We start from the raw sequence: 24,826 nt of genomic DNA on the forward strand, positions 1-24,826 counted from the left end.
CCTCCCTCAGATTTCTTTGTTTTTAAAAGTGTAATATGCTAAAGAAGCGATAATTTCTCCTAAAACAAAAAGGTATATACTATAAGTCCAATCAATTTTTCCGTATTTTAAAATATTATTACCAAGAATATAGATATAAGTATTTAGAAAGTTTAAAGGTTTTATGAATCCCAATGCTGTTGTAATAGCTAATAAACCTATAGATGAAAGAATGGGTTTAACCTGATCATTAAAGATTATAGAAAAAAATACAGTTACTTCGTACCAAAATAATACACCGAACAAACCATGAATCATATATTTATATGCTATAATTGAATTAAAATTTTTGTTAAATAAATTAGAATATACAATGGGCAATACATTTCCAAAAATAACAAGTAAAAATAATAAAATCAAACCACTATATACTTTTGATAAAAATATATAGTCTCTTGACTTTCTTACCATCAAATATTCCATTGTTCCATTTTCAAATTCTCGTGAAAATAATGGAAATGCTGCTATAATAGCAAAAATCGGTAACATTTGTCCAAAGTTTTTTCCAAACCATTGAGTATAAATATAATAATTCCAATCATTTAAATTTTCAATCATATTTGCTATACCAAATTTTTCTGCATATGTTTTTATAACTGTTATATTCTCTTCAATCATATTTACATATATTTTTTGAAATGGAGCTATAGAAAAAAATAAGATTATTGTTATTATAAATAAGATTAAAAAACGTACTCTCATTTCATAAAACTCTTTTTTCATTACCATTCCCCCTTTACAATAGCTTCGAAGATATCGTCTATAGTTATATGTTCTCCTTTGTTGTTTTTAATAATCCATACATTTTCTTTTTCTAAACTTTTCCATAAATACCCTTTTGTTTTTTCTTCTTTAGGAAGTGATATGGCAGTATATTTATTTTTTATATTATCAAGATAGTCAATTTCTAATATTTTTCCTTTAGACATAATAGCAATTCTATCTGCAATTTTTTCGACTTCAGAAAGGATGTGACTGGTATATAATACACTTTTTCCATTATATGTAAATTCTCTGATTAAATCTAAAACTTTATTTCTCATTAAAGGATCAAGTCCCCATGTTGGTTCATCTAAAATATATAAATCAGCATTTTGTGAAAAAGTTATTATAATATATATTTGTGTAAGCATTCCATGAGATAAATTTGAAATCTTAATTTTTTTATCTATATTAAAATCACTTAATAATTCATATGCTTTTTTTATGGAAAAATCTTTCGTCAAAAAATTATTAATCTCAATCATTTTTTCAACTGTTAAACTTTTATATAATTGTTTTTTTTCTGGCAAATAAGCAATTTTTCCATTAATTTGGATTTGACCTTTATTCTGTTTTCTTAGACCTAATATACATTTTAAAGTTGTAGTTTTTCCAGCACCATTTGGACCTAATAATCCAAATATTTCTCCACGATTTATTTCAAAAGAAATATTGTTTACTGCAATTAAATTTCCATATTTTTTTGTTAAACCTTCAATCTTTAAAATCATGTTATTCACCTCCAAATAAATCTTCTATAATTTCAAATAGATCTTCTTTTTTTATATTTGCACTTTTGCATGAAACAACTGCTTTTTTAAATTCTTCAATTTTATTATTAATAAAATCTTTTTCATTTATTCCTATAACAATATAACCAGAACCGCGTATAGATTTAATAACATTTTCATTTTCTAATTCTCTATAAGCTCTTGCAACGGTATTTAAATTTACACCTAATTCTTTTGCTAATACTCTAATTGAAGGAATAAACATCTCTTTTTTTAATTCGTTATTTAGAATTTTCTCTTTTATTTTATTTTTTATTTGTTTATATACAGGAGTATGCGAATGAAAATCTATAGAAAACCACATTTATATCACCTCTGTAATATTATACTATTACAGTATGAAAATGTCAACAACTATAATAAAAAATAATATTATTAATCTTATTTTTATTTTTAATTAATACAAAAAACATAATAATGTATTGATTTGTAATATTTAAGGGATATACTATAGTTATAACCCACCCCCCAACCATAGGGGTAAAGAAAAAAAAGGAAAAGGAGGAGTTCATATGATAGATAACGAAGTTTTAGAAAAAAATAATAAAGCTGTTGAAAAAGAACTTAATGTAATAGGCATGACGTGTACTTCATGTGCTCGAACAATCGAAAAGAAATTAGGAAAATTAGAGGGTATTGAAAAAGTTAGTGTTAATTTTGCTACGGAAAAACTAACTTTGAAATTTGATCCTGAAAAAATTAACGAAGAAGTAATTAAAGAAGTAGTAAAAGATGTAGGTTATGATGTTGAATCTCCAGTAGATTATAAGACTGTTACAATTCCAATTGAAGGTATGACATGTTCATCTTGTGCAAATGCGATAACAAAAGAAATTAATAAAATTGAAGGAATTGTTTCTGTAAATGTTAATTTTGCTACAGAAAAAGCTATAGTTTCTTATAATCCAACTATTACGAGATTATCAAAAATAAAAAAAGCAATAGAAAATGCAGGATACAAACCACTTGAAGTTGATTCAAAAGATAGTGTGGATTTTGAAAAAGAAAGGCGTCAAAAAGAAATCAAAACATTATGGAGAAAATTTGTAGTTTCAGCTATTTTTTCAATACCGTTATTATATATTTCAATGGGGCACTTGTTAGGTGCAAACTTACCAGAATTTGTAAATCCAGAAGTAAATCCATTTAATTTTGCGCTTATTCAATTATTATTGGTTATCCCAATTGCAATTGCTGGTTATAAATTTTATACAATAGGATTTAGAAATTTATATAAGTTAAGTCCAAATATGGATTCATTAATAGCAATAGGTACTTCAGCAGCAATAATTTATGGATTATTTGGAACTATTCAAATTTATTTTGGTAATACCCAATATGCAAATGATTTGTATTTTGAAACGGCAGGAGTTATTATAACTTTAATTCTTTTAGGTAAATATCTCGAGAGTGTTACAAAAGGAAAAACATCAGAAGCTATAAAAAAACTAATGGGATTACAACCAAAAACAGCATTAATACAACAAGATGGAAAAGAATTGGAAATTCCTGTAGATGAAGTGGAAGTTGGAGATATTGTTATTGTAAAACCTGGAGAAAAGATACCTGTTGATGGTGTTATTATTGAAGGACATACATCAGTTGATGAATCAATGCTAACAGGTGAAAGTATTCCAGTTGAAAAAAATATAGGAGATAAAGTTATAGGTGGATCTATAAATAAAAATGGTAATATAAAATTTAAAGTCACAAAAGTTGGTAAAGATACAGCTTTAGCTCAAATAATTAAATTGGTTGAAGAGGCTCAGGGTTCAAAAGCACCAATAGCAAAATTAGCGGATGTTATTTCAGGTTATTTTGTACCAATAGTTATAGCAATAGCAATATTAGCAGCTATAGCATGGTATTTGGCAGGTGCAGGTGGAATATTTGCTTTAACAATATTTATAGCAGTTTTAGTTATTGCATGTCCATGTGCTTTGGGTTTGGCAACTCCAACAGCAATAATGGTTGGTACTGGTAAAGGCGCTGAATATGGAGTTTTAATAAAAGGTGGAGAACCATTAGAAACAACGCATAAAATAAAAACAATTGTTTTTGATAAAACAGGTACAATAACTGAAGGGAAGCCTAAGGTTACAGATATTTACACAAAAGGAAATTATTCAAAAGATGAATTATTAAGTATAGCAGCTTCAGCAGAAAAAGGATCAGAACATCCGTTAGGAGAGGCTATAGTAAAAGCAGCAGAAGAAAAGAATTTAAAATTAAAGAAAATTAATAAATTTATGGCAATTCCAGGACATGGTATTGAAGTAGAAATTGATAAAATGAATATTTATTTAGGTAATTTAAAACTTATGAAAGATAAAAATATTGAAATTTCATTAAATGAAGAAGCAAATAAGTTGGCACACGAAGGAAAAACTCCAATGTTTATAGCAATAAATGGAATTCTTGAAGGAATAATAGCTGTTGCGGATACAGTTAAACCATCAAGTGCAAGTGCGATAGAGAAATTACATAAAATGGGAATTAAAGTTGCAATGATTACAGGAGATAATAAAAAAACAGCAGAAGCAATAGCAAGACAAGTAGGTATAGATATTGTATTAGCAGAAGTTCTTCCGCAAGATAAAGCTAATGAAGTTAAAAAACTTCAGCAAAACGGAGATATTGTTGCTATGGTTGGAGATGGAATAAATGATGCACCAGCGTTAGCTCAAGCAGATGTTGGTATAGCGATAGGTTCAGGTACAGATGTTGCAATGGAATCAGCAGATATAATTCTTATGAAAAGTGACCTTGAAGATGTAGTTACAGCAATCCAATTAAGTAAAGCTACAATTAGAAATATAAAAGAGAATCTTTTCTGGGCTTTTGGTTACAATACCGCAGGTATTCCTATAGCAGCAGGGTTATTGCATGTATTTGGAGGTCCGTTGCTAAGTCCTATGATTGCTGCAGCTGCTATGTCATTTAGTTCTGTTTCTGTTTTATTAAATGCTTTAAGGTTAAAAACCTTTAAACCTAAAAATTAAAAAAGGAGGAGAAATTATGAAAAAAGTAATTATTATTGAAGGTATGACTTGTGATCATTGTGTTATGCATGTAAAAAAAGAATTAGAAAAGATTTCAGGACTAAAAATTTTAAAAGTTGAAATTGGAAAAGCAATTATAGAAGGAGAAAATTTAGATGATAATTTGATTAAGGAAGCTGTAGATGAAGCGGGTTATGAAGTAAAAGAAATTAAAGAAAATGATGATGAAGAACATCATATGGAACATAAACATCATCAACACGAAAAGCATCATCATGGACATCATATGGAACATAAAGATCATAAAAAACACAAAGGCGGTTGTTGCCACTAAAAATTATAGAAAGACTGGTCTTTTAGGCCGGGCTTTCATAAAAATATAATAATGAAAGAGTGATATTATGCATAAGAATAAAAAGGGATTAAATATTTTGAAAACAGCAAAAGGACAAGTGGAAGCAGTAATTAAAATGGTTGAAGATGAAAGATATTGTATAGATATTTCAAGACAAATTTTAGCTTCAATAGCTTTATTAAAAAAAGCAAATGCACAAATATTGAACTCTCATCTTGAAAGTTGCGTCAAAAATGCTGCATATTCAAATAATTCTGAGGAAGTAAATGTAAAAATTATCGAACTGGAAGAAATTATGAATTATATAAATAAAACAATATAGAATTTTTGGAGTGATGTGATTTGGATAAATATATATTAATTTCTAATATTTTTAAAGCATTATCAAATCCTGTAAGATTGAAAATAATAGACATTATACATAAAAAAAGATGTAATGTATCTAAAATAATAGAGGAATTAAATCTTTCTCAATCTAATATTTCGCAGCATTTAAAAGTTTTAGAAGATGCCGGATTAATAAAAAAAACAAAGAAAGATAATTATGTTTTATGTGAAATTAAATATGAAAGTATTTTAGAAACAATAGATAATGTGGATTATATTATAGAAAGAGAAATAGAATTCTCAAGAGAACTTATGAAAAAATGAAAGGAAAGGATAGTATGTTACTAGAAATAAATGAAAATATGAGCTTAAAAGAAATTATGGATATGGATAATAAATTATTTGATGCATTAAAAAATTTTGGGTTTGATATTTGTTGTGCAAAAATGAGCAGCTTAAAAGACAGCTGCAAAGATAAAGGATTAAATGTAAAAGTTGTAGTGAATAAATTAAATGAAGTAGTTGAAGAAATTAATTATATAGAAAAATTAATAGCAGAAAATGAATAATTTCTAAGGTTTTTTTAAGGTTGATGTGTTATACTACAAGTGTCCCACCCATACAGGGGTGGAAAAAACAAAAAAGGAGGAGTAAATATGAAATATGGAATTTTAAAAGAAACAGAATATGAATTTGAAGAAGCCATTATCAAACTTAATGCTGAACTACAAAAGGAAGGTTTTGGGATTTTAATGAGAATTGATCTTGATGAAAAATTTAAGGCAAAGTTAGGTATTGATTTTAAAAAGTATACTATTTTGGGAGCATGTAACCCTAAAAATGCACACAAAGCTATATTAGCAGAAGAAAATGTGGGTCTTTTTTTACCCTGTAACGTTATTGTTTATGAAAAAGGTGAAAAAACAGTAGTCGCAGCAATAAAACCTACAATTGCAATGAGTTCAACGGAGAATGATGCGGTATATGAAATTGCAAAAGAAATAGAAGAATCATTGAAAAGAGCTATTAATAGCTTATAAAAAGAGGTGAAATTATGATGCATGGTTGGGGTTGGTCTGGTTTCAGACCTTACGGATATGGATATGGAATAATAGGTTCATTTATAAGTTTTATATTTTTAATACTTCTGCTTGTTGTTGCATATTTTATCCTAAAAAAAATTTTTACAAATAATAATTTTACTTTTAAAAATAATATTATAAGAAGAGAAGACGAAGATATATTAAAAATTTTAAATGAAAAATTAGTTAAAGGTGAAATTTCTGAGGAAGAGTATATTAGAAAAAAAGAATTAATATTAAAAAATTTAAAGTGAGGTGAGAAATTATGATGTTTTTTGGATTCCTTTTAATTATATTAATAATATGGTATATAATGAAAAACCCAGATGCAGTAAAAAATTTAACAGAAACACAGAGTAAAAATAGTGCAAAGGAAGATGCTTTAAGAATATTAAATGAAAAATTTGTAAATGGAGAAATAACAGAAGAAGAATATTTAAGAAAAAAGAAACTTATTGAATAAAGTTTTTTGGGAATATCTGAGGTGATTTCTATGAAAGAATTGATGAAAGTTGTAGATATTGGTGATGAATATATTTATGTTCAAGCTTTAGAAGCCGCAAATTGCAGTTCTTGTGTTATAAAAGGTTCATGTAATTTAACAGGTGATCCTAACAGAAAAATTAGAGCTATTAACAAATCAAATTTGAACTTAAATAGAAATGATTTTGTCTACATAAAAAAAGAAGATTCTCTTGAATCACAAGCTGCATTCGTTATGTATGGTATTCCATTACTGATAATGATAGTATTAACAATTGTACTATTTGTTATGGGATTGAATGAAATTATCTCTTTTTTTAGTGGCTTAAGTGGTATGGTTATATCGTATTATTTTATACATATATATGATAAAAATATTGCAAAAACAAAATATATTCCAGAAATTATCGAAAAATTACAAATATATAATAATTTTCAGCTTTAGGAGGTGAAATTATGTCATGCGGAGGTTTTGGGAGAGGTTTTTTTCATAATTCACATCACAATCGAGGATATCATGAACATCATGAACATCATAAAGAACGCCCAATAAACGAATCTAGACAACCAATGTTAGAAGAAACATATAAAGGAAGTAGTAGGGCTTTAGATATTTTGGATGAAAAATTTGTAAATGGGGAAATAACAGAAGAAGAATATTTAAGAAAGAAAAAGATTTTACTTAATAGATAAGATGCTGTTAAATAATGTGAGGTGTTTTTATGAAAAAAATAATATTAATGTTTACCATTTTGAGTGTTGTAATAGTATCGTTTAGTAATATAATAGATTTTTCTATTGAAACCATCAATAAAACATATTTAAATGATGAAACAAAAAGTTATTTTGATATATATGGTAGAATAAATATTTTTTCTTTATATACAAATATTCCTTTAGCTATAGATAACTATTATAAAAAAGATTTTAGTGAAATTTTAATATATCCAAATAAAAATATTAATTTAGATGATATAAAAGTTGGAATTGATATAGTTAATACAGGATTTAAAACAAATAATTTATTTATTTTCCCCATGATGCATATGATGTTTTATAAAAGAATAATTAAAGAAAATAATAAGGAAAATACAATATATATTCCGTTTAGAATAGCAATAGAAAATAAAATAAAAGATATCACAGATTATGAAAAAATAGATGTTGTATTAAGTAGCGGGATAGCTTTTGATAATAAATATATTATAGAAGTTGGAATAAAAGATAATGTCGGAAATATTATAAATAATACTTTTAAATTTGATTGGATAATAGGATTGAGATATAACATATTTTAATTAGGAGGTGAAAATTATGCCTTGTTGGGGTTGGAGTGGCTTTTATGGATATGGTGGCATTATAGGATCATTAATAGGTTTTGGTTTTATGATTCTATTGATAATAATAGTGTATTTTTTATTTAAAAATTTAGTTAAGCCTAACAATTCGAAAAAATCAAATGTAAAAACAAACAATGAAGATTTATTGAGAATTTTGAATGAAAAATTTGTAAATGGAGAAATAACAGAAGAAGAGTATATGAGAAAAAAGAAACTTATCGAATAGGGAGGTGAAACAATGAAAAATAAATTTTTAATGGGAATTGTTTTAATTTTGAGCTTATCATTAATGTTTGCTCATGGTGAAAATTTAGGAACAGTAAATGAAAATAATGAATCAATAATTTCAGTAAATTTGGATTTGAAAGTTGTTGAATTAAACGAACAAATGCCGGTGGCATTAGCTGAAGATAATAAAGGAACCTATTACGTATTAAGATTAGACAATATGTATATGTTTTATAATGATTTGCCAATAGTTGAAGGAAAAGAAATTAAAGTTAAAGCAGTAGTTTTATACAGTTTTTCAAAAATTGAAGAATTAATTGTAACATCAGTAGAAATTGACAATAAAATATATATAATACCGGAGAATTTTGCTTATGGAATGATGGGTGGATATGGTTATCCGGGTATGATGAATATGATGATGAGTGGATATGGACAAATTCCTAATGGATATAATATGATGGGTGGATATGGTTATCCAGGTATGATGAATATGATGATGGGCGAATATGGATATTCAGATATGATGAATGAAAATGAATATGAAAATATGATGAATTACCCAAATAATTATTATCAATATAACGAACAATCAAAAGATGAAGATAATAATAATGATAAAAAAATGGATATGGAAAATAAATAAAATTTTAAAGCACATCCCTTAACGGTTCTGTTAAGGGTGTGCTTTTTTAGCATTATGACGTGGTGTCAAAAAATCAACCTCGTTCAGACAATTCATGCTAAAAATGAAAATTTAAGAGAACCTTGCGATTTTTCATATTATTAATATGAAATTATTTTTTGTATGATGTGTGAAAAACTTAAAAGGAGAGTCAAATATGATAAATAAAAAAATATTTAGATTTATTATAAAATACAGAGTCTGGATAATATTAATATCTATTTTTATAACGATTTTTTTCACATTTTTTGCATCAAAAACAATTATAGATATGGGAACATATACATTATTACCTAAAGATGATCCGGAAATTGTTAAATTTAATAATACCTCAAAAAATTTTGGTGGATTTGATAATATGATTATTTTCATAAAAGGTAATAATAATACATTAATGGAAAATGCAGCAGAAGAAATTGCAAAAACACTGAAAAAATTAAATAAATATGTAAAATACATTGATTATAAGTATCCAGTAGATTTTATAGAAGAGAATATTTTATTATATTTAAATGATGATATGTTTGAAAAAGCAGTTTATTTAATAGAAAATAATATAGATTTATTAAAATTATCTCAAGAAGAAAATAATATTTCTAAAATGTTATTATATTTGAGTACAAAAAAAAATATAACAGAAAAAGAAATAACTATTATAAATGAATTAATAGAAAAAATTAAAGATCCATCTTTTAAAATGTTTAATATGAAATATTATTATAATAGTTCAAAAACAACATTACTTATATTTTTAAGACCAACAAATGCTAATCATGATATGTTGTTTTTTGAAAAAATGGTATCTGAGGTAAGAAAAAATATAGATCCAGTTTTAAAAAAATATTCTGATTTAAATATTGGAATTACAGGTATGCCTGTAATTATGGCAGAACAACAAAAAAATTTAAACGAGAAAATTACGATAATATCAATTTTTGTATTGTTATTTTTGATAATTTTATTTATATTCTCTTTTAAACGTATTTCATCTGCTGTTTATATTGTAGTTCCTATTATAGTTGCTATTATATGGACATTAGGTATAAATTATTTAGTAATAGGGAGATTAAATATTGTTACAAGTATTTTTGCCATATTATTATTAGGACTTGGTGTGGATTTTTCATTACATTTTTTGACAAAATTTTATTATGAAATAAATTTAGGAAAAAATGTAATTGATAGTTTAGAAGAAGTATTTAAACACACATTATCAGGTATTTTTGCTGGAGCAATTACAACGGCAGCTTCATTTTATATTTTGATGTTTTCAAAGTTTAAAGGATTATATGAATTAGGTTTTATAGCAGGAACTGGTATTTTAATGTCTCTTTTATCGATTACATTTCTTTTGCCTTCAATTATCTCTTATTCAAATCCTAAACAATCAATTATATTAAAAGAAGAAATTTTAAGTAAACATTTTGAAAAAATCCTTTTAAAGAACAAATATATTATTATAGTAATAATTTTTTCAATAATATTTATTCCTTTTTTATTTAAAAGTAATATTGAATTTAATTATAACGCTTTTGATTTGCTTCCTGACTTGCCTTCTGTAAGATTAGAAAATTTATTAAAAAAAGATTTTAATACATCTTTTGAATATAATATTTTAATAGCAAAAAATATAAAAGAAAGTAGAGAACAATATAATAAATTGAAAAAAACTAATATATATTCTGAAATTGATTCTTTGACATTATTAATACCAGAAAATCAATCTAAAAAGATTTTAATATTAAAAGAGTTAAATAAAAAGTATTTATCTGAAAAAAAACCAAAAATAGCAAATGTTTCACTTAAATTAATAACAATGTTAGCTTTAAATCAAATAAAAAATGATAAAATTTTTGGAAAAATAAAATCTTTAGAATTTAAAACAATTTTGGAAGATTTAAATAAATTAAACAAAAAAGAGCAACAAGAAATTCAATTAAAAATAAAAAAATACTTTTCTTTTATAATAAAAAGCATAGAAAATGCATCAAAATATGGAGAGATTTCAATAGAAAGACTTCCGAACTATATAAAAGATAAATATCTTGATAAAAATAATAATATTGCAACCTTTGTATTTATAAAAGAAGGTTTTTGGGATGAACAAAATATGAAAAAAGTAGCAAATGTACTTAGAAAAATTAATGAAAATTCTACTGGTACTACATTTGTATGGATAAAATTAATTGATTACATTAGAGATGATTTATATAGAAGTTCTTTTCTTGTTTTTATTTTAATATTTTTTATTGTTTTATTCTATTTTAGAAAATTAAAAATAACGTTATTAACTTTGACTCCAGTAGTACTTGGAACATTATGGCTTATAAATTTTATGTTGTTATTTAATATAAAATTTAATATTGCAAATATAGTTGTAATTCCATTAATATTAGGAATAGGAATAGATGATGGTATACATATGATTCATAGTTATATTGCAAATAGAAGTATAAATAAAATGCTAAAACAATCTGGTAAGGCTGTTATAATTACATCAATAACAAGTATGGTAGGTTTTGGTTCATTATATTTTGTTAAAGATCCTTTAGTATCTCAAATGGGATTTTTATTATTTTTTGGTATATTATTTTGCCTAATTATTTCTTTGACTGTTTTACCGATTTTTATTCAATTATTTAAAAAATCTATTTTTAAATAACTAAATTTATTTGAAAAAATTGGATAAAAATAGTATAATTAAAATAGTGGAAAATATAACTTTTTCTTTCGAAAAAACATCTATTACTAAAGGAGGGGATGGAAATGGATGAAAGAAAACACGAACATCATGAACACTCCGGTCATGACACTATGAAACATGAACATCATGAGCACTCCGGTCATGATCATCACAGTCATCATGAACATATGGTTGCTGATTTTAGAAAACGTTTTTGGATTTCTTTGATTCTAACAATACCAGTTTTAGCATTATCACCATTAGTTCAAAAACTATTTGGACTTTCTGATACTTTGCGTTTTTCAGGGGATTTATATGTTCTTTTTGGAATATCAACAATAATATATTTTTATGGTGGCTATCCATTTTTAAAAGGTTTTTTTGAAGAATTAAAAGCAAAAAGGCCAGGAATGATGACTTTAATAGCTGTAGCTATAAGTACTGCATATATTTATAGTAGTACAGTTGTATTTGGACTAGAAGGAGAAATATTTTTTTGGGAACTTGCAACATTAATAGATATTATGTTACTTGGACATTGGATTGAAATGAAATCGGTAATGGGTGCATCAAGAGCGCTAGAGGAACTTGCAAAATTGATGCCTTCCGATGCTCATAAACTTATGCCAGATGGTTCTTTAATAGATATACCACTTGAAGAATTAAAAACCGGAGATATTGTTGTTGTAAAACCAGGAGAAAAAGTGCCAGCAGATGGTATTATAATTGAAGGAGAAAGTTCTTTAAATGAATCTATGCTTACAGGTGAAAGTAAACCTGTAACTAAAAAGAAAAATGATCTTGTTATTGGTGGTTCTATTAATGGAGAAGGTTCTTTAAAAGTTAAGGTTAAGAATACAGGGAAAGACTCATATCTTTCTCAAGTTATAGAACTGGTAAAAGAAGCTCAAGAAAGTAAGTCGAAAACACAGGATTTAGCTAATCGTGCAGCTGTATGGCTAACAGGTATAGCATTATCTGGAGGAGCTTTAACTTTCTTTATATGGACATGGGTAGTTGGAAAGAGTTTTGTTTTTGCTCTTGAAAGAACAGTTACAGTTATGGTTATTACATGTCCTCATGCACTTGGTCTTGCTGTTCCGCTTGTTGTTGCAGTATCAACAGCAATTTCTGCGAAAAACGGATTACTTATTAGAGATCGTGTAGCCTTTGAAAGAGCACGAAATATTCAAGCAATTGTTTTTGATAAAACAGGAACACTAACAATGGGGAAATTTGGTGTAACTGATATTATTAAACTTTCAAATGATATGACAGAAGAAGATATTTTAAATTATGCAGCTTCGATCGAATTACATTCTGAACATCCAATTGCTAAAGCTATAGCTAATGCAGCGAAAAATCGTATGAAAGTAGATAATTTTAAAGCAATACCTGGAAAAGGTGCTGAAGGAAAGGTTGAAGGAAAACATGTTATGGTTGTTAGTCCAGGGTATTTAAGAGAAAATAATATAAAAGTTGAAAATAAGAAAATTGATGAATTACATTCAGCTGGAAAAACAGTTGTATATGTATTAATCAATTCAGAATTAAAAGGAGCAATTGCACTTGCTGATATAATAAGACCAGAATCCAAAGAAGCGATTGCAAAATTAAAAGAAATGGGAATAAAATGTATGATGCTTACAGGAGATAACAAACAAGTTGCAAAATGGGTTGCTGATGAGTTAGGACTTGATGAATATTTTGCCGAAGTTTTACCTCATGAGAAATCTCAAAAGATAAAGGAAATTCAAGCAAGAAATTTAGTTGTAGCAATGACGGGAGATGGTGTAAATGATGCACCAGCTTTAGTACAAGCTGATGTTGGAATTGCTATAGGAGCTGGAACAGATGTAGCTGTAGAATCAGCTGATATTGTTCTTGTTAGAAGTGATCCTAGAGATGTTGTTGCAATTATTGGCTTAGCAAAAAATACTTACAAAAAGATGATCGAAAATTTATTATGGGCAACAGGATATAATGCCGTTGCTATTCCATTAGCTGCAGGAGTTTTATATAATTGGGGTATTCTTTTAAGTCCAGCACTTGGAGCAGTATTTATGTCATTAAGTACAGTTATTGTTGCAATAAACGCAAAACTTTTAAAATTAGAAAAATAAATTTAAAAATATTTATTATAATTATTTTGAAAACATACAGTCAAAGAATTAATAAAAAAAATATAGCTGGACACTCCAGCTATATTTTTTATCTTTTTTTTAATATTCTCAATGAGTTAAATATGGCAATTAATGTAACCCCAACATCAGCGAATACTGCACCCCACATGTCTGTTAATCCCAATGCTCCAAGAATTAAAAAGAATACCTTTACACCCAATACTATTATTATGTTTTCCCATGTTATTCTTAAAGTTTTTCTTGAAATTTCTATTGAATCTATGAGCTTTGATATATCATCATCCATGATTACAACATCTGCTGCTTCAATTGCTGCATCAGATCCAAGACCACCCATTGCAATTCCAACATCTGCTCTCGTTAAAACAGGTGCATCATTAATTCCGTCGCCAACAAATGCGGTTGAAATACCCTTTTTATATTTTTCAAAGAATTTGACTTTGTCTCCTGGCAATAGTTCAGCATAATATTCATCAATTCCAGTTTCTTTTGCAACTTCTTTTGCAACCCTTTCACTATCCCCAGTAAGCATTACAGTTTTCTTAACGCCTAATTTTTTCAGTTTTTTAATTGTTTCAGGAACTCCTTGTTTTATCCTATCAGAAATGCCAATATATCCAGCAAATACATCATCAACAGCAACAAATACTATAGTTCCATTAAAATTAATATCAGGGACTTTTATGTTAAATTTATCCATTAATTTTTTATTACCAACAAGAACTCTTTTTCCTTTAATTTTTGCATTAATACCATAACCAGAAATTTCCTCATAATTTTCGATTAAATCTTTATTAAAATCTTTTCCATATTTTTTCTTTATTGATTCGGCAATTGGATGATTTGAATGTTCTTCTGCATAAGCAGCAATTTCAAGCATTTCATCTTCGTTTATACCGTTAAATGTTTTTATTTCAACTACTTCAAAAACACCTTCAGTGAGTGTGCCGGTTTTATCGAAAATAATAGTATTTAAATTTTTCAATACCTCAAGATAATTACCGCCCTTAACTAAAACACCATGTTTTGATAAGCCTCCGACACCAGCAAAGTATCCAAGAGGTATTGAAACAACAAGTCCACAAGGGCATGAAATTACGAGAAATATTAGAGCTCTATAAATCCATTCATTAAATGGTGCTCCTGTTAACAGTGGAGGTAATGTTGCTAAAGCAATGGCTAAAAATACAACTACTGGTGTATAATATTTTGCAAATTTGGTAATAAGTTTTTCAGTTTTCGCCTTTTTTGCAGCAGCATTTTCAACCATATCCAATATTTTCGATATAGTAGATTCATCATATTCTTTTTCAACTTTTATTGTAATTAATCCATTAAGATTAATAAATCCACTCATAACTTCATCATTTTCTTTAATGCTTCTTGGAACGGATTCTCCTGTTAATGCAGAAGTATCTGCCATGGAATTTCCTTTAACTATGACGCCATCTAAAGGAATTCTTTCACCAGGTTTTACTATAATTAAATCGCCTTTTTTTACATCTTGAGGAGAAACACGAACCTCTTGACCATTTTTTAACAAGTTCGCATAATCTGGTCGTATGTCAAGAAGGGCTTTAATAGATCTTTTTGAATTATCAACAGCTAAATCTTGTAATAACTCACCAATTTCAAAAAATACCATTACACCAACTGCTTCAGGATATTCACCAATTGCAATTGCTCCGAGAGTTGCAACACTCATTAAAAAATTTTCATCAAAAACATTACCTCTCATTATATTTTTAAAAGAACGAATTAAAACTTTTCCACCTGAAATCAAATAAGCGGCAATATACAGAGCAACTTTTAAATAAAATGGTTCTTTTATTATTAGTGCAGTTATAAAAATTCCAAGAGCAGAAAATAATCTTATAGTTTCTAATTTTCTATTAAATTCTCCATTATGACTGTGGTTATGACTATGATCATGTTGATTGTTTTCTTTTTTGATAACTTCAACTTCTGGTTCGATTTTTTTTACTAATTTTTTTATTTCTTCAATCTTATTTTCATCTTTAACTTCTACAGTTAAAGTTTTGGTAATAAAATTTACAGTAACGCCGTCAACATCTTTTATTTTTTTTACATTTTCCTCAATTTTTGCTGCACAACTGGCGCAATCCAACCCTTCTAAAATAAGTTCTTTTTTTTCCATAAAAACGCTCCTCTCTTTTATCTTTTATGAATATATGAATAAATATTCATATTTTAAAAACAAAGAAAAAATTATTCTTCATTAACATGCGAATAACCAACATCGAGAATTAATTTCACATGTTCATCATTTAAAGAATAATATACAACTTTGCCTTCTTTTCTATATTTTACAAGATTTGCTTGTCGCAAAACACGAAGTTGATGTGAAATAGCAGATTGAGATTTTTCAAGCACTGTAGATAAATCGCATACACACATTTCACCAGCTTGAAGTAATGCATATAAAATTTTAATCCTTGTTCTATCGCCAACTATTTTGAAAAAATCTGCTAATTTGTTTAAATTATCATCATCTGGAGTATTTTTTCTAACCTTTTTTATAATATCGTTATGAATTTCAATAGTTTGACAGATCTCTATTTTGTCTTTCATATTATCACCCTTTATATATGAATATATGTTCATATATAGTATAACATTTTTTATATTCAAAGTCAACTCTAATCATAATATTCACAAAAAATTAATATATTATGATATAATATTATTTGTAAGGTATATTTTAAGCAAATTTTAAGTGTAATTAAGTATAATAATTTTATCATGAATTAGAAAGGGTGATAGAATGAAAAAGAAATTAACAACTTTATATAAATTAATTTCTAAAAATATTATGGGAATTGTGATTAGTGGTGTTTTATTTGTTATATTAATTTTAACTGTTATTAGTTTTTATAATATAAAAGTATTGCATGAAGAATTTGAAGAAAATACTATAGAACTTGTACGGATGACTTTTGACTCTATATATAATTCTTTGTATGATTTTGATGCTAAATATTATAAATCGCTTGATAGATTTATTGAGAAAATAAAAGAGTCTGGAGATACCGATGATTTTGAGAAAAAACTAATAGATTATATGAACACTATGCATTATAATACAAATACAAAAATAGAAAAAATAAATATTGATAGTGTGGATGATAAACTTAAAGAAAAAATATCCACATTAGAAAATTACAATTATATGGTCGAATTTATACTTAAAACAGATAGATTATCAAAAAATATATATATAAGGATAAATAATGATTTTTATTTATTACATCATTCATTGGCTTTTGATAAAATAAAAAAGACTATGGATAATATTATAGAGCTCGAAAAGAAATATAAATTTATAAAAGAAATAAATATCTATAATATGTATTTTGAGGAATTATCCGGAAATATGGGGAGTATAAATGAAACAGATAAAAAATATTTATCTGAGGTATTTAATACAGAAAAGGAAGTATTAATAGAAAAAGGGAATAAAGTAAATTTATATTACTTATGGGAATATGAAGATGAAAATACGATGTTTAGACCTGTTGGAATTGTATTAAAATTTGATCTGGGGATACTAAGAAATATAATGTTGTATAACATATATATTTTTTTAGTAGGTCTTTTAATAATGCTATATTTTATCTCCAAAAAAGCACATAAAGTATCAAAACAGATATCAAAACCATTTGAAATAATGCTTGATAATATGAAAAAATTTCAGAAAACACGTTACCTTGAATTTGATAAAATTATGGAAAAGTGTGAAATTAAAGAAATTAATGAGTTGATGACTGAATACCAAAAAATGGCTGAAGATATTATGACATCATTTGAAGAAATTAATGCTATGAATGAAGAATTAGAATCTTCTTACAAAGAAATTGAAAAGATTAACAATGAATTAGAAGATGCATATCTTAATTTTAGTACCCAATTATCTATCATCGCAGAAGGTTATGATGAAACAACAGGTAATCATGTAAATAGGGTTGGAGAATTATCCGCTTTTATTGCAGAAAAACTTGGATTAAACAATGATTATGTGGAGAAAATAAGATATTATGCTCCTTTACATGATATAGGAAAAATAATGATACCAAAAGAAATATTATTGAAAAAAGGTCCTTTAACAGAAGAAGAATGGAAAGTTATGGAAAAACATACAATATATGGTGGCGTTTTAATTGGAGATTCTCCAAAATTCAAAATAGCAAAAAACATTGCAATATATCATCATGAAAAATATAACGGTGAAGGTTATCCATATGGACTAAAAGGTGATGAAATTCCAATATGTGCAGCAATAGTTTCTGTTGTTGATGTTTATGATGCTCTACGTTCAGAAAGACCATATAAACGTGCATTTTCTCATGAAGAAGCTATAAATATAATATTAAATGGAGATAATAGAACTAACCCTCAGTACTTTAACCCTGAAGTTTTAAATATACTGAAAAAATACGAAAAAGATGTTAAAGAACTCTGGAATATTATTGATAAAAAATCTTCTAAACTATTAGAACTTTTAAAAAATATTGAAAAACAGAAAAAATAGGACATAATCAATAACTATTTACGATGTCCAAAAAGTAAAGTTGCTCAAACCTTGATTGTTAATCCTCAAAAATAGCTCATTCTCGCCGGTCGTATCAGACTCACATCCATGTTCGGCTTCACTCAATTTTGCATCCGTGCAAAATTGACCGGCTTCATTCGCTATTTTTTCGGACAATCTGCGAGTTTTCGCTCGCTTTACTAATTGGACACCATAAATAACTATTCTTAAAATAGAAAAAGGAAAATTTAAATCTTGTATACCAATATTGCGAAATTGAATTAGTAGAATGTCATAATAAATAATTCCCCGTTACGGGGAATTATTTATTATTTAAAAACTACTCATCTAATAATCTTTTTGCAATTTGATTTGCTTTTTGAGGATTTGCCTTTCCCTTTGTTTCTTTCATAATTTGACCAACAAAAAATCCTAAAAGTTTTGTTTTTCCATTTTTATATTGCTGATATTGTTTAGGATTATTTTCTATTACTCTTTTTACTATTTCTTCAATTATATTATCATCATCAATTTGTTCTAATCCCTTTTCATTCACAATTTCTGAAGGCATTTTTCCAGTTTTAAACATTTCTATAAATATTTCTTTTGCTATTTTAGTTGATATTTTTCCGCTATCCAATAATTTTTCAAGTTCTTCGTAATGTTCAGCTTTTATTCTTACATCCTTTAATTCAATATTATTTTTATTCATTTCTCTCATTAAATCTGTAATTATTAAATTACTTACAAATTGTGGATTTTTAACATTTTTTACAGCATTTTCAAAGTATTCAGCCAATTCTCTATCTCCAGCAAGAATATCCGCATCATACTTTTTTATTTTGTATTGCTTTACAAATCTTTCGGATTTTTCATCTATCATTTCTGGCATCATATTTTTAATTTCATCTATTTTTTCTTTTGTGATTATAATAGGTGGAATATCGGGTTCTGGAAAATATCTATAATCCGCTTCTTCTTCTTTTGAACGCATGGAAAATGTTGATCTTGTTGAAAAATTCCAGCCTCTTGTCTCCTGAGGTATTCTTTCACCTTTTTCCATTAATTCTATAATTCTTTTTCTTTCATATTCAAGTGCTTTTTCAACAAATTTAAAAGAGTTTATATTTTTTATTTCAACTCTATTACTCTGTATATTTTTCTCTGTATCAGTTATTGATATATTTGCATCACATCTTAAAGCACCTTTTTCCATATCTCCAGAAGAAATTTCAGCATATCTCAGTATATTTCTCAATTTTTCCATGAATTTTCGCGCCTCTTCTGGAGATTCAATATCAGGTTCTGTAACTATTTCTATTAAAGGTATACCGCTTCTATTATAATCAATATAGCTATAAGATGCATTTTCCAGATTATCTCCTTCATGAAACATTTTCCCAGAATCTTCTTCAAGATGCATACGTCTAATACGTATTTTTTTCCCATCTATTTCTATATACCCATTATTTGCAAGTGGATAAAAGTATTGTGTGATTTGATATCCTTTTGGAAGATCTGGATAAAAATAATTTTTTCTATCAAATCGTGAAAATTTATTTATTTTTGCATTTAATGCTAAAGCGGCTTTTATTCCAAGATTTAAAGCTTCTTCATTAAATATCGGCAATGCGCCAGGTTGCCCGGTACAAACAGGACAGATGTTGGTATTAGGCGAGCTTTCAAAGGCATTAGCAGAACACGAGCAAAATGCTTTTGTTTTAGTTAATAATTGAGTATGTATTTCAAGTCCTATTGTTGTTTTGTATTTCATTTAAAGCACCTCCGGTAAATCAAGTGTACCAAAAATATTTTCAAGCTGTTTTGCCACTCTTAGTAATTTAGCATCTTCAAGAGGTTTTGATATAAGATGAATTCCAAAGGGTAAATTGTCTATTTTTCCTGAAGGAATGCTAATAGCTGGTGCTCCAATCATATTCGCAGGAATTGTAAATAAATCCATTAAATAATATTGCAAAGGTGATTTTAATTCTCCAAATTTTGGAGGTAGTATTGGTGATGTAGGAGTTAATACAGCATCATAGTTTTCAAATATCTTTTCAAAGTCATTATTCAATAAATTTCTTATTTTAGCTGCTTTTGCATAATAGGCATCATAATATGCTGAACTTAATGTAAAAGCTCCCATGAATATTCTTCTTTTTACTTCCATTCCAAACCCATTATCCCTTGTTTTCATATATGTGGTTTTAATGGTTTTTTCTTCCTTTCTTAATCCAAATCTTATTCCATCATACCTTGAAAGGTTAGAACTTGCTTCTGATGGAGCAATAATGTAATATATAGAAACAGTATACTTTAAATGAGGAATAGATACTTCTTCCACTATTATTCCAGCATTTTTTAAAGATTTTATATTATCTTTAAACATATCTAATACTTTTTTATCTATTCCTTCTAATTCAAATATTTCTTTTGGTATTGCAAGTTTTAATCCTTCAATTTCTTTATTCAGATTAGAGGTTAAATCCCATTTTATATCCAATGTAGTTGAATCATTTTCATCTCTGCCGCTCATAATTTCCGCTACAATAGCAGCATTTTCTACATTTCTTGACAATACACCTATCTGATCCAGCGATGATGCAAATGCTGATAATCCATATCTTGAAATAGCTCCATATGTGGGTTTAAATCCAACTATACCACAAAATGAAGCTGGTTGTCTGACAGAACCACCTGTATCAGATCCTAAAGAAAAAGGAACTATTTTTGCTGCTACTGCCGCAGCTGAACCACCGCTGGATCCTCCGGGAATTCTTTTTAAATCCCATGGATTTTTTACTGCACCAAATGCTGATGTTTCATTTGATCCTCCCATTGCAAATTCGTCTAAATTTGTCTTTCCTATAACTGTAAATCCAGCATTTAACAATCTTTCAACAGCTGTTGCTGTATAAGTTGAATTATAGTTTTCAAGTATCTTTGATGCACAGGTGTTTTTTGTTCCTTTTACCTGTATATTATCTTTTACCAAAAATGGTGTAGAATAATATTTTCCGTTTTTGTTCCCGTCTATTCTAGTGAATTCTATAATAGCATTTATTTTATTATTTATCTTTTTCGCTTTTTCTAAATCAAAGTTAAAGTTTTTCATAAAACGCCTCCTTATTACCATCTTGTTGTTATATTAATTCCACCTACTTTAGGAATCAAATCCAACCTTTTTAGAATTTCGCGTTTATCTTCTGTTAAATATATTCTGGATATCTGAATTAAATTGCTCTCCATGAATTTATAAGCAGGATATCTTTCAAATACTTCATCAAAACCTAAAATATCTCCATTGTAATCAAGAATTGAAACATCTGTTGATAAAAATTCTTTCGGGTGCATTAATGCAAGTTTATATGGGGTGTCTATTACAAATAAATTTTCAAAATTATCCATAATATAGGAAAGTTCTAATTTATCTTCTTTATCTATATTGGAATTAATTGCAGCTTCTATATTATTTTTTAATTGTTTTAAAACATTTTCTGCTACACTTACACTAATTACTGAAGGATCTAAACCAGTAGTTGAAAATGGTATCTCTATTAATAATTTCCACAGATCTCTTGATTTTAACCTCTTTACAAGATTATATGCTTTTGCGATTTTATCAGCTTTCTGCATCAATTCGGGATTAATTAAATTGTTTTTGCCTTTTTCATATACCTGTTCATATATAATTTCTATTTCATTAATTATTCTTTGATCAGTTAATGATGTAAATTTATCTAAATCTTTAACCCTTGATTTTAAGTCTAAAATATCATCTGCAAGACGTAATATTTCCTGAATCATTTGATCAGCTGCTCTGGATGTTTTATGAAAATAAACATTTTTATACATCATGAATCTTGCAAACAAAACAGTATATATATTATCTATAATCTTTATATTATAACATAATTTCTCTTTGTTTTTTTCTTTTTTTATAAATGCATTTCGTATTATTCTATCAAGATCACCTGTTCCAAAATCTCTTGTACCAGCGTAGTATGAGTCTCTTAAAACGAAATCCAATCTATCTGCTCCAAGAGGCCCCTGAACTATGTTGAATTCCGGGCTTCCGCCAGTATTTTCGGCTTCAAATAATTCATTTATCATGTTCATAATATGTTTCAAAGCTTCTTTTATATCAGCTTCTTCATCTTTTATTTCCTTTTTTACTGTTAATGACAAATCTTTTAAGAAATCATTTTTTGTTCTTGCATCATTTAATTTTTTATATACATTGTATGTTTGATCAATTAATTTTGTATTGAGTATTTTTTTTCTATATTCATCATGTCCATCTTTTAGTCCCATTCGTTTATAAATCACATCATCAAATTGGTGACTGTATGGCCCGTGTCCCAGATCATGTAATAATCCTGCTAATCTTAGTATTCGTGTTTTTTGATGATTATTTTCAAAAAGTTTTTTTGCGTATAATCCTGCTATATGCATAACGCCCAAAGAATGTGAAAACCTTGTATGTGTAGCGCTTGGATATACATATTCCGCACCAGCCAATTGACTTAAATATCTTAGTCTTTGTACCAGCGGGGTATCCGCTATAACTATTTCCAGAGGATATATAAAGATTTCAGAATAAATAGGATCTCTGGAAACTTTAAAATATAATTTTTCCATAATTTAACCCCCTATTAGAAATTGAATATCAAAAATTAATAACCATATGAATGAAATTAATATTAATATTAAACTGATGTAAGCGGATATTTTCCACTTTTTATATGATGTATATGTATCTGAAACAGATGTGAGCCAGCCAAACGTAAATCCAGTAATTAGTCCTCCAATATGTGCAAAATTATTTATTCCAGATGAGGTAAATCCTAAAAAAAGGTTTATTATAATTACAGGTAATAACGCTGTTCCTGTCATTGGCTTCATCATAGGTGGGGTATCTTCTCTAAAACCTGCCCCAAATAGCAATCCAATTAAACCAAATATTGCACCACTTGCTCCAACAGAAAATGCGTCTGGCATAAATATTTGCGTTAACAACGAGCCGCCAATTCCAGATGCAAGGTATATGGTTATAAATTTATAAGGTCCATATACTCTTTCAACAATATTTCCAAGATAATATAATGCATACATATTAAAGGCTATATGCAGAAATCCTCCATGAACGAACATAGATGTAATAAATCTAAAATATTGATGTGATATGGTAATTAATTTACCATATTGTGCTCCAGCAAAAATTAAGGTATATACATTTGAAAATGCACGAAATCCACCACCAAATACGAACATCATAACAAAGACCAGAATATTTATAGTAAAAATTTTTTGTGTTATGTTATCAAAATTAAAGATTTTTTTAATAAACTCCATTTCTCCACCTCGTTTTAATTATACTTTTGTGACAATTTAATTATTATCTTGAATGGTACATTGCTGCTGCAGACGCTCCTAAAATACCTGCGTCTTCTACAAGAGTAGACAGCATCACTTTAAAGGTATTTTTGAAAGATGGCATTAAATATAAATTAATTTTTTCTCTTATAGGATTAAGTAAGTCTCTTCCTGCTTTGCTCATTCCTCCTCCAATTACAACCATTTCCGGATTGAATATGTGAGCATAATTTGTAATAGCTTTTGCAAGAGCATCAGTAATTTTATCAACAACCATTCTGGCTACAGGATCATTTTCTTTTAAAGCCATAAAAACATGTTTTGATTCTATTTTTTCAATATCGCCAGCCAATTCTACGATTTTATTATTTGGTATTTTTATAGAAAATTCTTTTGCCCACCTTGCAGTATTTTTAGCTGATGCAATCGCCTCAATACAACCTCTTGAACCGCAACCACATAATGGCCCATCTGGATCGATTATAACATGTCCTAATTCAGCCCCAATTCCATCTTTTCCTGTAATCAAAAATCCATGCGAAATAACGCCTCCTCCTATGCCAGTGCCTAAAGTTAATGCGACAAAATGTTTTAATCCCTGTGCAGAACCAAAATACCACTCGCCGAGTGTAAATGCATTTGCGTCATTTTCAACAAATGCTGGTATTTTAAATGTATCAGATATTACTTTTGTTAGGTTGAAATTATGAAATGGTAAATTAGGAGAATATCTGACAATTCCCGCATCTCTGTCGATAGAACCCGGAGACCCTATTCCTATTCCTTCTATTTTATTTATGTTATCTCCTGCAACAATTTCTATACTCTTTAATATATTTTCTACAACTTTTTCAATACCTTTATTTGTTTCAGTTGGAATAGAAACTTTATTTATGATACCTTTAGCTTTTGAAACAAGTCCTGTTTTTATTTCAGTTCCTCCTAAATCAATCCCTATTAAATACATATTTTCTCTC

At 27.4% G+C, this 24,826-nt stretch carries 26 protein-coding genes; 16 read left to right on the forward strand and 10 right to left on the reverse strand.

Features of this window, described 5'->3' with window-relative positions:
- Window positions 1-6: 6 nt before the first annotated feature.
- The 3 genes from X275_RS03380 to X275_RS03390 are packed head-to-tail and all read right to left on the reverse strand — an operon-like array spanning window position 7 to window position 1,896.
- On the reverse strand, window positions 7-762 hold the full coding sequence (locus X275_RS03380) for an ABC transporter permease subunit (protein WP_047267533.1): 756 nt from the start codon (window positions 760-762) through the stop codon (window positions 7-9).
- Window positions 762-1,532, reverse strand: a complete 771-nt coding sequence (locus X275_RS03385) for an ABC transporter ATP-binding protein (protein WP_047267534.1) — start codon at window positions 1,530-1,532, stop codon at window positions 762-764. Before X275_RS03385 ends, X275_RS03380 begins: the two co-directional genes overlap by 1 nt.
- Window position 1,533: 1 nt before the next feature.
- Window positions 1,534-1,896, reverse strand: a complete 363-nt coding sequence (locus X275_RS03390; RefSeq protein ID WP_047267535.1) for a GntR family transcriptional regulator — start codon at window positions 1,894-1,896, stop codon at window positions 1,534-1,536.
- A gap of 208 nt (window positions 1,897-2,104) precedes the next feature.
- On the opposite strand from X275_RS03390, the gene X275_RS03395 reads away from it, so the two are divergent.
- The 15 genes from X275_RS03395 to X275_RS03465 all read left to right on the forward strand — a co-directional run bounded on the left by X275_RS03395 (window position 2,105) and on the right by X275_RS03465 (window position 13,900).
- Window positions 2,105-4,594, forward strand: a complete 2,490-nt coding sequence (locus X275_RS03395; RefSeq protein ID WP_047267536.1) for a heavy metal translocating P-type ATPase — start codon at window positions 2,105-2,107, stop codon at window positions 4,592-4,594.
- A 16-nt stretch (window positions 4,595-4,610) separates the two neighbouring features.
- A complete protein-coding gene (locus X275_RS11330; protein WP_084825094.1) occupies window positions 4,611-4,928 on the forward strand; it encodes a heavy-metal-associated domain-containing protein in 318 nt (105 codons plus the stop codon).
- A gap of 67 nt (window positions 4,929-4,995) precedes the next feature.
- Window positions 4,996-5,271 (forward strand): metal-sensing transcriptional repressor, encoded by a 276-nt coding sequence (locus tag X275_RS03405; protein ID WP_047267537.1) that lies wholly within the window; start codon window positions 4,996-4,998, stop codon window positions 5,269-5,271.
- Between the two features lie 20 nt (window positions 5,272-5,291).
- On the forward strand, window positions 5,292-5,600 hold the full coding sequence (locus X275_RS03410) for an ArsR/SmtB family transcription factor (RefSeq protein ID WP_047266284.1): 309 nt from the start codon (window positions 5,292-5,294) through the stop codon (window positions 5,598-5,600).
- Window positions 5,597-5,845 carry a hypothetical protein gene (locus X275_RS03415; RefSeq protein ID WP_197072587.1) on the forward strand — a complete coding sequence of 83 codons (249 nt, stop codon included), beginning with the start codon at window positions 5,597-5,599 and terminating at the stop codon, window positions 5,843-5,845. The genes X275_RS03410 and X275_RS03415 overlap by 4 nt, the downstream gene beginning before the upstream one ends.
- 87 nt (window positions 5,846-5,932) lie before the next feature.
- Window positions 5,933-6,316 (forward strand): DUF302 domain-containing protein, encoded by a 384-nt coding sequence (locus tag X275_RS03420; RefSeq protein WP_047266282.1) that lies wholly within the window; start codon window positions 5,933-5,935, stop codon window positions 6,314-6,316.
- A gap of 14 nt (window positions 6,317-6,330) precedes the next feature.
- A complete protein-coding gene (locus X275_RS03425; RefSeq protein ID WP_156166170.1) occupies window positions 6,331-6,612 on the forward strand; it encodes an SHOCT domain-containing protein in 282 nt (93 codons plus the stop codon).
- An 11-nt stretch (window positions 6,613-6,623) separates the two neighbouring features.
- Window positions 6,624-6,821: an SHOCT domain-containing protein gene (locus tag X275_RS03430; RefSeq protein ID WP_052913248.1), complete on the forward strand. Its 198-nt coding sequence runs from the start codon at window positions 6,624-6,626 to the stop codon at window positions 6,819-6,821.
- Window positions 6,822-6,851: 30 nt separating this feature from the next.
- Window positions 6,852-7,286: a SoxR reducing system RseC family protein gene (locus X275_RS03435; RefSeq protein WP_047266281.1), complete on the forward strand. Its 435-nt coding sequence runs from the start codon at window positions 6,852-6,854 to the stop codon at window positions 7,284-7,286.
- 11 nt (window positions 7,287-7,297) lie between these two features.
- Window positions 7,298-7,534, forward strand: a complete 237-nt coding sequence (locus X275_RS11670) for an SHOCT domain-containing protein (RefSeq protein WP_047266280.1) — start codon at window positions 7,298-7,300, stop codon at window positions 7,532-7,534.
- A gap of 29 nt (window positions 7,535-7,563) precedes the next feature.
- Entirely contained in the window at window positions 7,564-8,139 is a 576-nt protein-coding gene (locus tag X275_RS03445; RefSeq protein WP_047266279.1) for a hypothetical protein, read from the forward strand.
- A gap of 16 nt (window positions 8,140-8,155) precedes the next feature.
- Entirely contained in the window at window positions 8,156-8,407 is a 252-nt protein-coding gene (locus X275_RS03450; RefSeq protein WP_047266278.1) for an SHOCT domain-containing protein, read from the forward strand.
- A gap of 12 nt (window positions 8,408-8,419) precedes the next feature.
- The gene (locus X275_RS03455; RefSeq protein WP_047267538.1) at window positions 8,420-9,055 is read left to right on the forward strand and encodes a hypothetical protein; all 636 of its coding nucleotides are present in this window, start codon (window positions 8,420-8,422) and stop codon (window positions 9,053-9,055) included.
- A 196-nt stretch (window positions 9,056-9,251) separates the two neighbouring features.
- On the forward strand, window positions 9,252-11,756 hold the full coding sequence (locus X275_RS03460) for an efflux RND transporter permease subunit (protein ID WP_047267539.1): 2,505 nt from the start codon (window positions 9,252-9,254) through the stop codon (window positions 11,754-11,756).
- Between the two features lie 104 nt (window positions 11,757-11,860).
- On the forward strand, window positions 11,861-13,900 hold the full coding sequence (locus X275_RS03465) for a heavy metal translocating P-type ATPase (protein ID WP_231588283.1): 2,040 nt from the start codon (window positions 11,861-11,863) through the stop codon (window positions 13,898-13,900).
- 88 nt (window positions 13,901-13,988) lie between these two features.
- On the opposite strand, the gene X275_RS03470 is transcribed toward X275_RS03465, so the two are convergent.
- Window positions 13,989-16,079, reverse strand: coding sequence for a heavy metal translocating P-type ATPase (locus X275_RS03470; protein ID WP_047267541.1), 2,091 nt, complete (start codon window positions 16,077-16,079; stop codon window positions 13,989-13,991).
- A 71-nt stretch (window positions 16,080-16,150) separates the two neighbouring features.
- Window positions 16,151-16,513 (reverse strand): ArsR/SmtB family transcription factor, encoded by a 363-nt coding sequence (locus X275_RS03475; RefSeq protein ID WP_047267577.1) that lies wholly within the window; start codon window positions 16,511-16,513, stop codon window positions 16,151-16,153.
- A 193-nt stretch (window positions 16,514-16,706) separates the two neighbouring features.
- Here X275_RS03475 and X275_RS11675 point away from each other — a divergent pair, with 193 nt between their 5' ends.
- Window positions 16,707-18,470, forward strand: coding sequence for an HD-GYP domain-containing protein (locus X275_RS11675; RefSeq protein WP_197072588.1), 1,764 nt, complete (start codon window positions 16,707-16,709; stop codon window positions 18,468-18,470).
- A 340-nt stretch (window positions 18,471-18,810) separates the two neighbouring features.
- On the opposite strand, the gene gatB is transcribed toward X275_RS11675, so the two are convergent.
- The 5 genes from gatB to X275_RS03505 are packed head-to-tail and all read right to left on the reverse strand — an operon-like array spanning window position 18,811 to window position 24,816.
- Window positions 18,811-20,244, reverse strand: coding sequence for an Asp-tRNA(Asn)/Glu-tRNA(Gln) amidotransferase subunit GatB (gatB, locus tag X275_RS03485; protein ID WP_047267542.1), 1,434 nt, complete (start codon window positions 20,242-20,244; stop codon window positions 18,811-18,813).
- On the reverse strand, window positions 20,245-21,588 hold the full coding sequence (gatA, locus tag X275_RS03490; protein WP_047267543.1) for an Asp-tRNA(Asn)/Glu-tRNA(Gln) amidotransferase subunit GatA: 1,344 nt from the start codon (window positions 21,586-21,588) through the stop codon (window positions 20,245-20,247). It abuts the gene before it with no gap.
- Window positions 21,589-21,602: 14 nt separating this feature from the next.
- Window positions 21,603-23,114 (reverse strand): HD domain-containing protein, encoded by a 1,512-nt coding sequence (locus X275_RS03495; protein ID WP_047267544.1) that lies wholly within the window; start codon window positions 23,112-23,114, stop codon window positions 21,603-21,605.
- Window positions 23,115-23,117: 3 nt separating this feature from the next.
- Window positions 23,118-23,828, reverse strand: a complete 711-nt coding sequence (locus X275_RS03500; protein ID WP_052913586.1) for a rhomboid family intramembrane serine protease — start codon at window positions 23,826-23,828, stop codon at window positions 23,118-23,120.
- Between the two features lie 43 nt (window positions 23,829-23,871).
- A complete protein-coding gene (locus X275_RS03505) occupies window positions 23,872-24,816 on the reverse strand; it encodes an ROK family protein (protein ID WP_047267545.1) in 945 nt (314 codons plus the stop codon).
- Window positions 24,817-24,826 lie beyond the last annotated feature (10 nt).

Source organism: Marinitoga sp. 1197, from assembly GCF_001021165.1.
In the GTDB taxonomy this organism is placed as follows: domain Bacteria; phylum Thermotogota; class Thermotogae; order Petrotogales; family Petrotogaceae; genus Marinitoga.

Bases quoted from the DNA above. Each gene is read 5' to 3' on its own strand.
- X275_RS03495 (WP_047267544.1), bottom strand. From the start codon at position 23,114: ATGGAAAAATTATATTTTAAAGTTTCCAGAGATCCTATTTATTCTGAA.
- X275_RS03395 (WP_047267536.1), top strand. From the start codon at position 2,105: ATGATAGATAACGAAGTTTTAGAAAAAAATAATAAAGCTGTTGAAAAA.
- X275_RS03435 (WP_047266281.1), top strand. From the start codon at position 6,852: ATGAAAGAATTGATGAAAGTTGTAGATATTGGTGATGAATATATTTAT.
- X275_RS03470 (WP_047267541.1), bottom strand. From the start codon at position 16,079: ATGGAAAAAAAAGAACTTATTTTAGAAGGGTTGGATTGCGCCAGTTGT.
- X275_RS03450 (WP_047266278.1), top strand. From the start codon at position 8,156: ATGCCTTGTTGGGGTTGGAGTGGCTTTTATGGATATGGTGGCATTATA.
- X275_RS03385 (WP_047267534.1), bottom strand. From the start codon at position 1,532: ATGATTTTAAAGATTGAAGGTTTAACAAAAAAATATGGAAATTTAATT.
- X275_RS03445 (WP_047266279.1), top strand. From the start codon at position 7,564: ATGAAAAAAATAATATTAATGTTTACCATTTTGAGTGTTGTAATAGTA.
- X275_RS11670 (WP_047266280.1), top strand. From the start codon at position 7,298: ATGTCATGCGGAGGTTTTGGGAGAGGTTTTTTTCATAATTCACATCAC.
- X275_RS03505 (WP_047267545.1), bottom strand. From the start codon at position 24,816: ATGTATTTAATAGGGATTGATTTAGGAGGAACTGAAATAAAAACAGGA.
- X275_RS03415 (WP_197072587.1), top strand. From the start codon at position 5,597: ATGAAAGGAAAGGATAGTATGTTACTAGAAATAAATGAAAATATGAGC.
- X275_RS03425 (WP_156166170.1), top strand. From the start codon at position 6,331: ATGATGCATGGTTGGGGTTGGTCTGGTTTCAGACCTTACGGATATGGA.
- X275_RS11675 (WP_197072588.1), top strand. From the start codon at position 16,707: ATGAAAAAGAAATTAACAACTTTATATAAATTAATTTCTAAAAATATT.
- X275_RS03475 (WP_047267577.1), bottom strand. From the start codon at position 16,513: ATGAAAGACAAAATAGAGATCTGTCAAACTATTGAAATTCATAACGAT.
- X275_RS03390 (WP_047267535.1), bottom strand. From the start codon at position 1,896: ATGTGGTTTTCTATAGATTTTCATTCGCATACTCCTGTATATAAACAA.
- X275_RS03380 (WP_047267533.1), bottom strand. From the start codon at position 762: ATGAAAAAAGAGTTTTATGAAATGAGAGTACGTTTTTTAATCTTATTT.
- X275_RS03405 (WP_047267537.1), top strand. From the start codon at position 4,996: ATGCATAAGAATAAAAAGGGATTAAATATTTTGAAAACAGCAAAAGGA.
- X275_RS03465 (WP_231588283.1), top strand. From the start codon at position 11,861: ATGGATGAAAGAAAACACGAACATCATGAACACTCCGGTCATGACACT.
- X275_RS03460 (WP_047267539.1), top strand. From the start codon at position 9,252: ATGATAAATAAAAAAATATTTAGATTTATTATAAAATACAGAGTCTGG.
- X275_RS03455 (WP_047267538.1), top strand. From the start codon at position 8,420: ATGAAAAATAAATTTTTAATGGGAATTGTTTTAATTTTGAGCTTATCA.
- X275_RS03430 (WP_052913248.1), top strand. From the start codon at position 6,624: ATGATGTTTTTTGGATTCCTTTTAATTATATTAATAATATGGTATATA.
- gatB (WP_047267542.1), bottom strand. From the start codon at position 20,244: ATGAAATACAAAACAACAATAGGACTTGAAATACATACTCAATTATTA.
- X275_RS03420 (WP_047266282.1), top strand. From the start codon at position 5,933: ATGAAATATGGAATTTTAAAAGAAACAGAATATGAATTTGAAGAAGCC.
- X275_RS03500 (WP_052913586.1), bottom strand. From the start codon at position 23,828: ATGGAGTTTATTAAAAAAATCTTTAATTTTGATAACATAACACAAAAA.
- X275_RS11330 (WP_084825094.1), top strand. From the start codon at position 4,611: ATGAAAAAAGTAATTATTATTGAAGGTATGACTTGTGATCATTGTGTT.
- gatA (WP_047267543.1), bottom strand. From the start codon at position 21,588: ATGAAAAACTTTAACTTTGATTTAGAAAAAGCGAAAAAGATAAATAAT.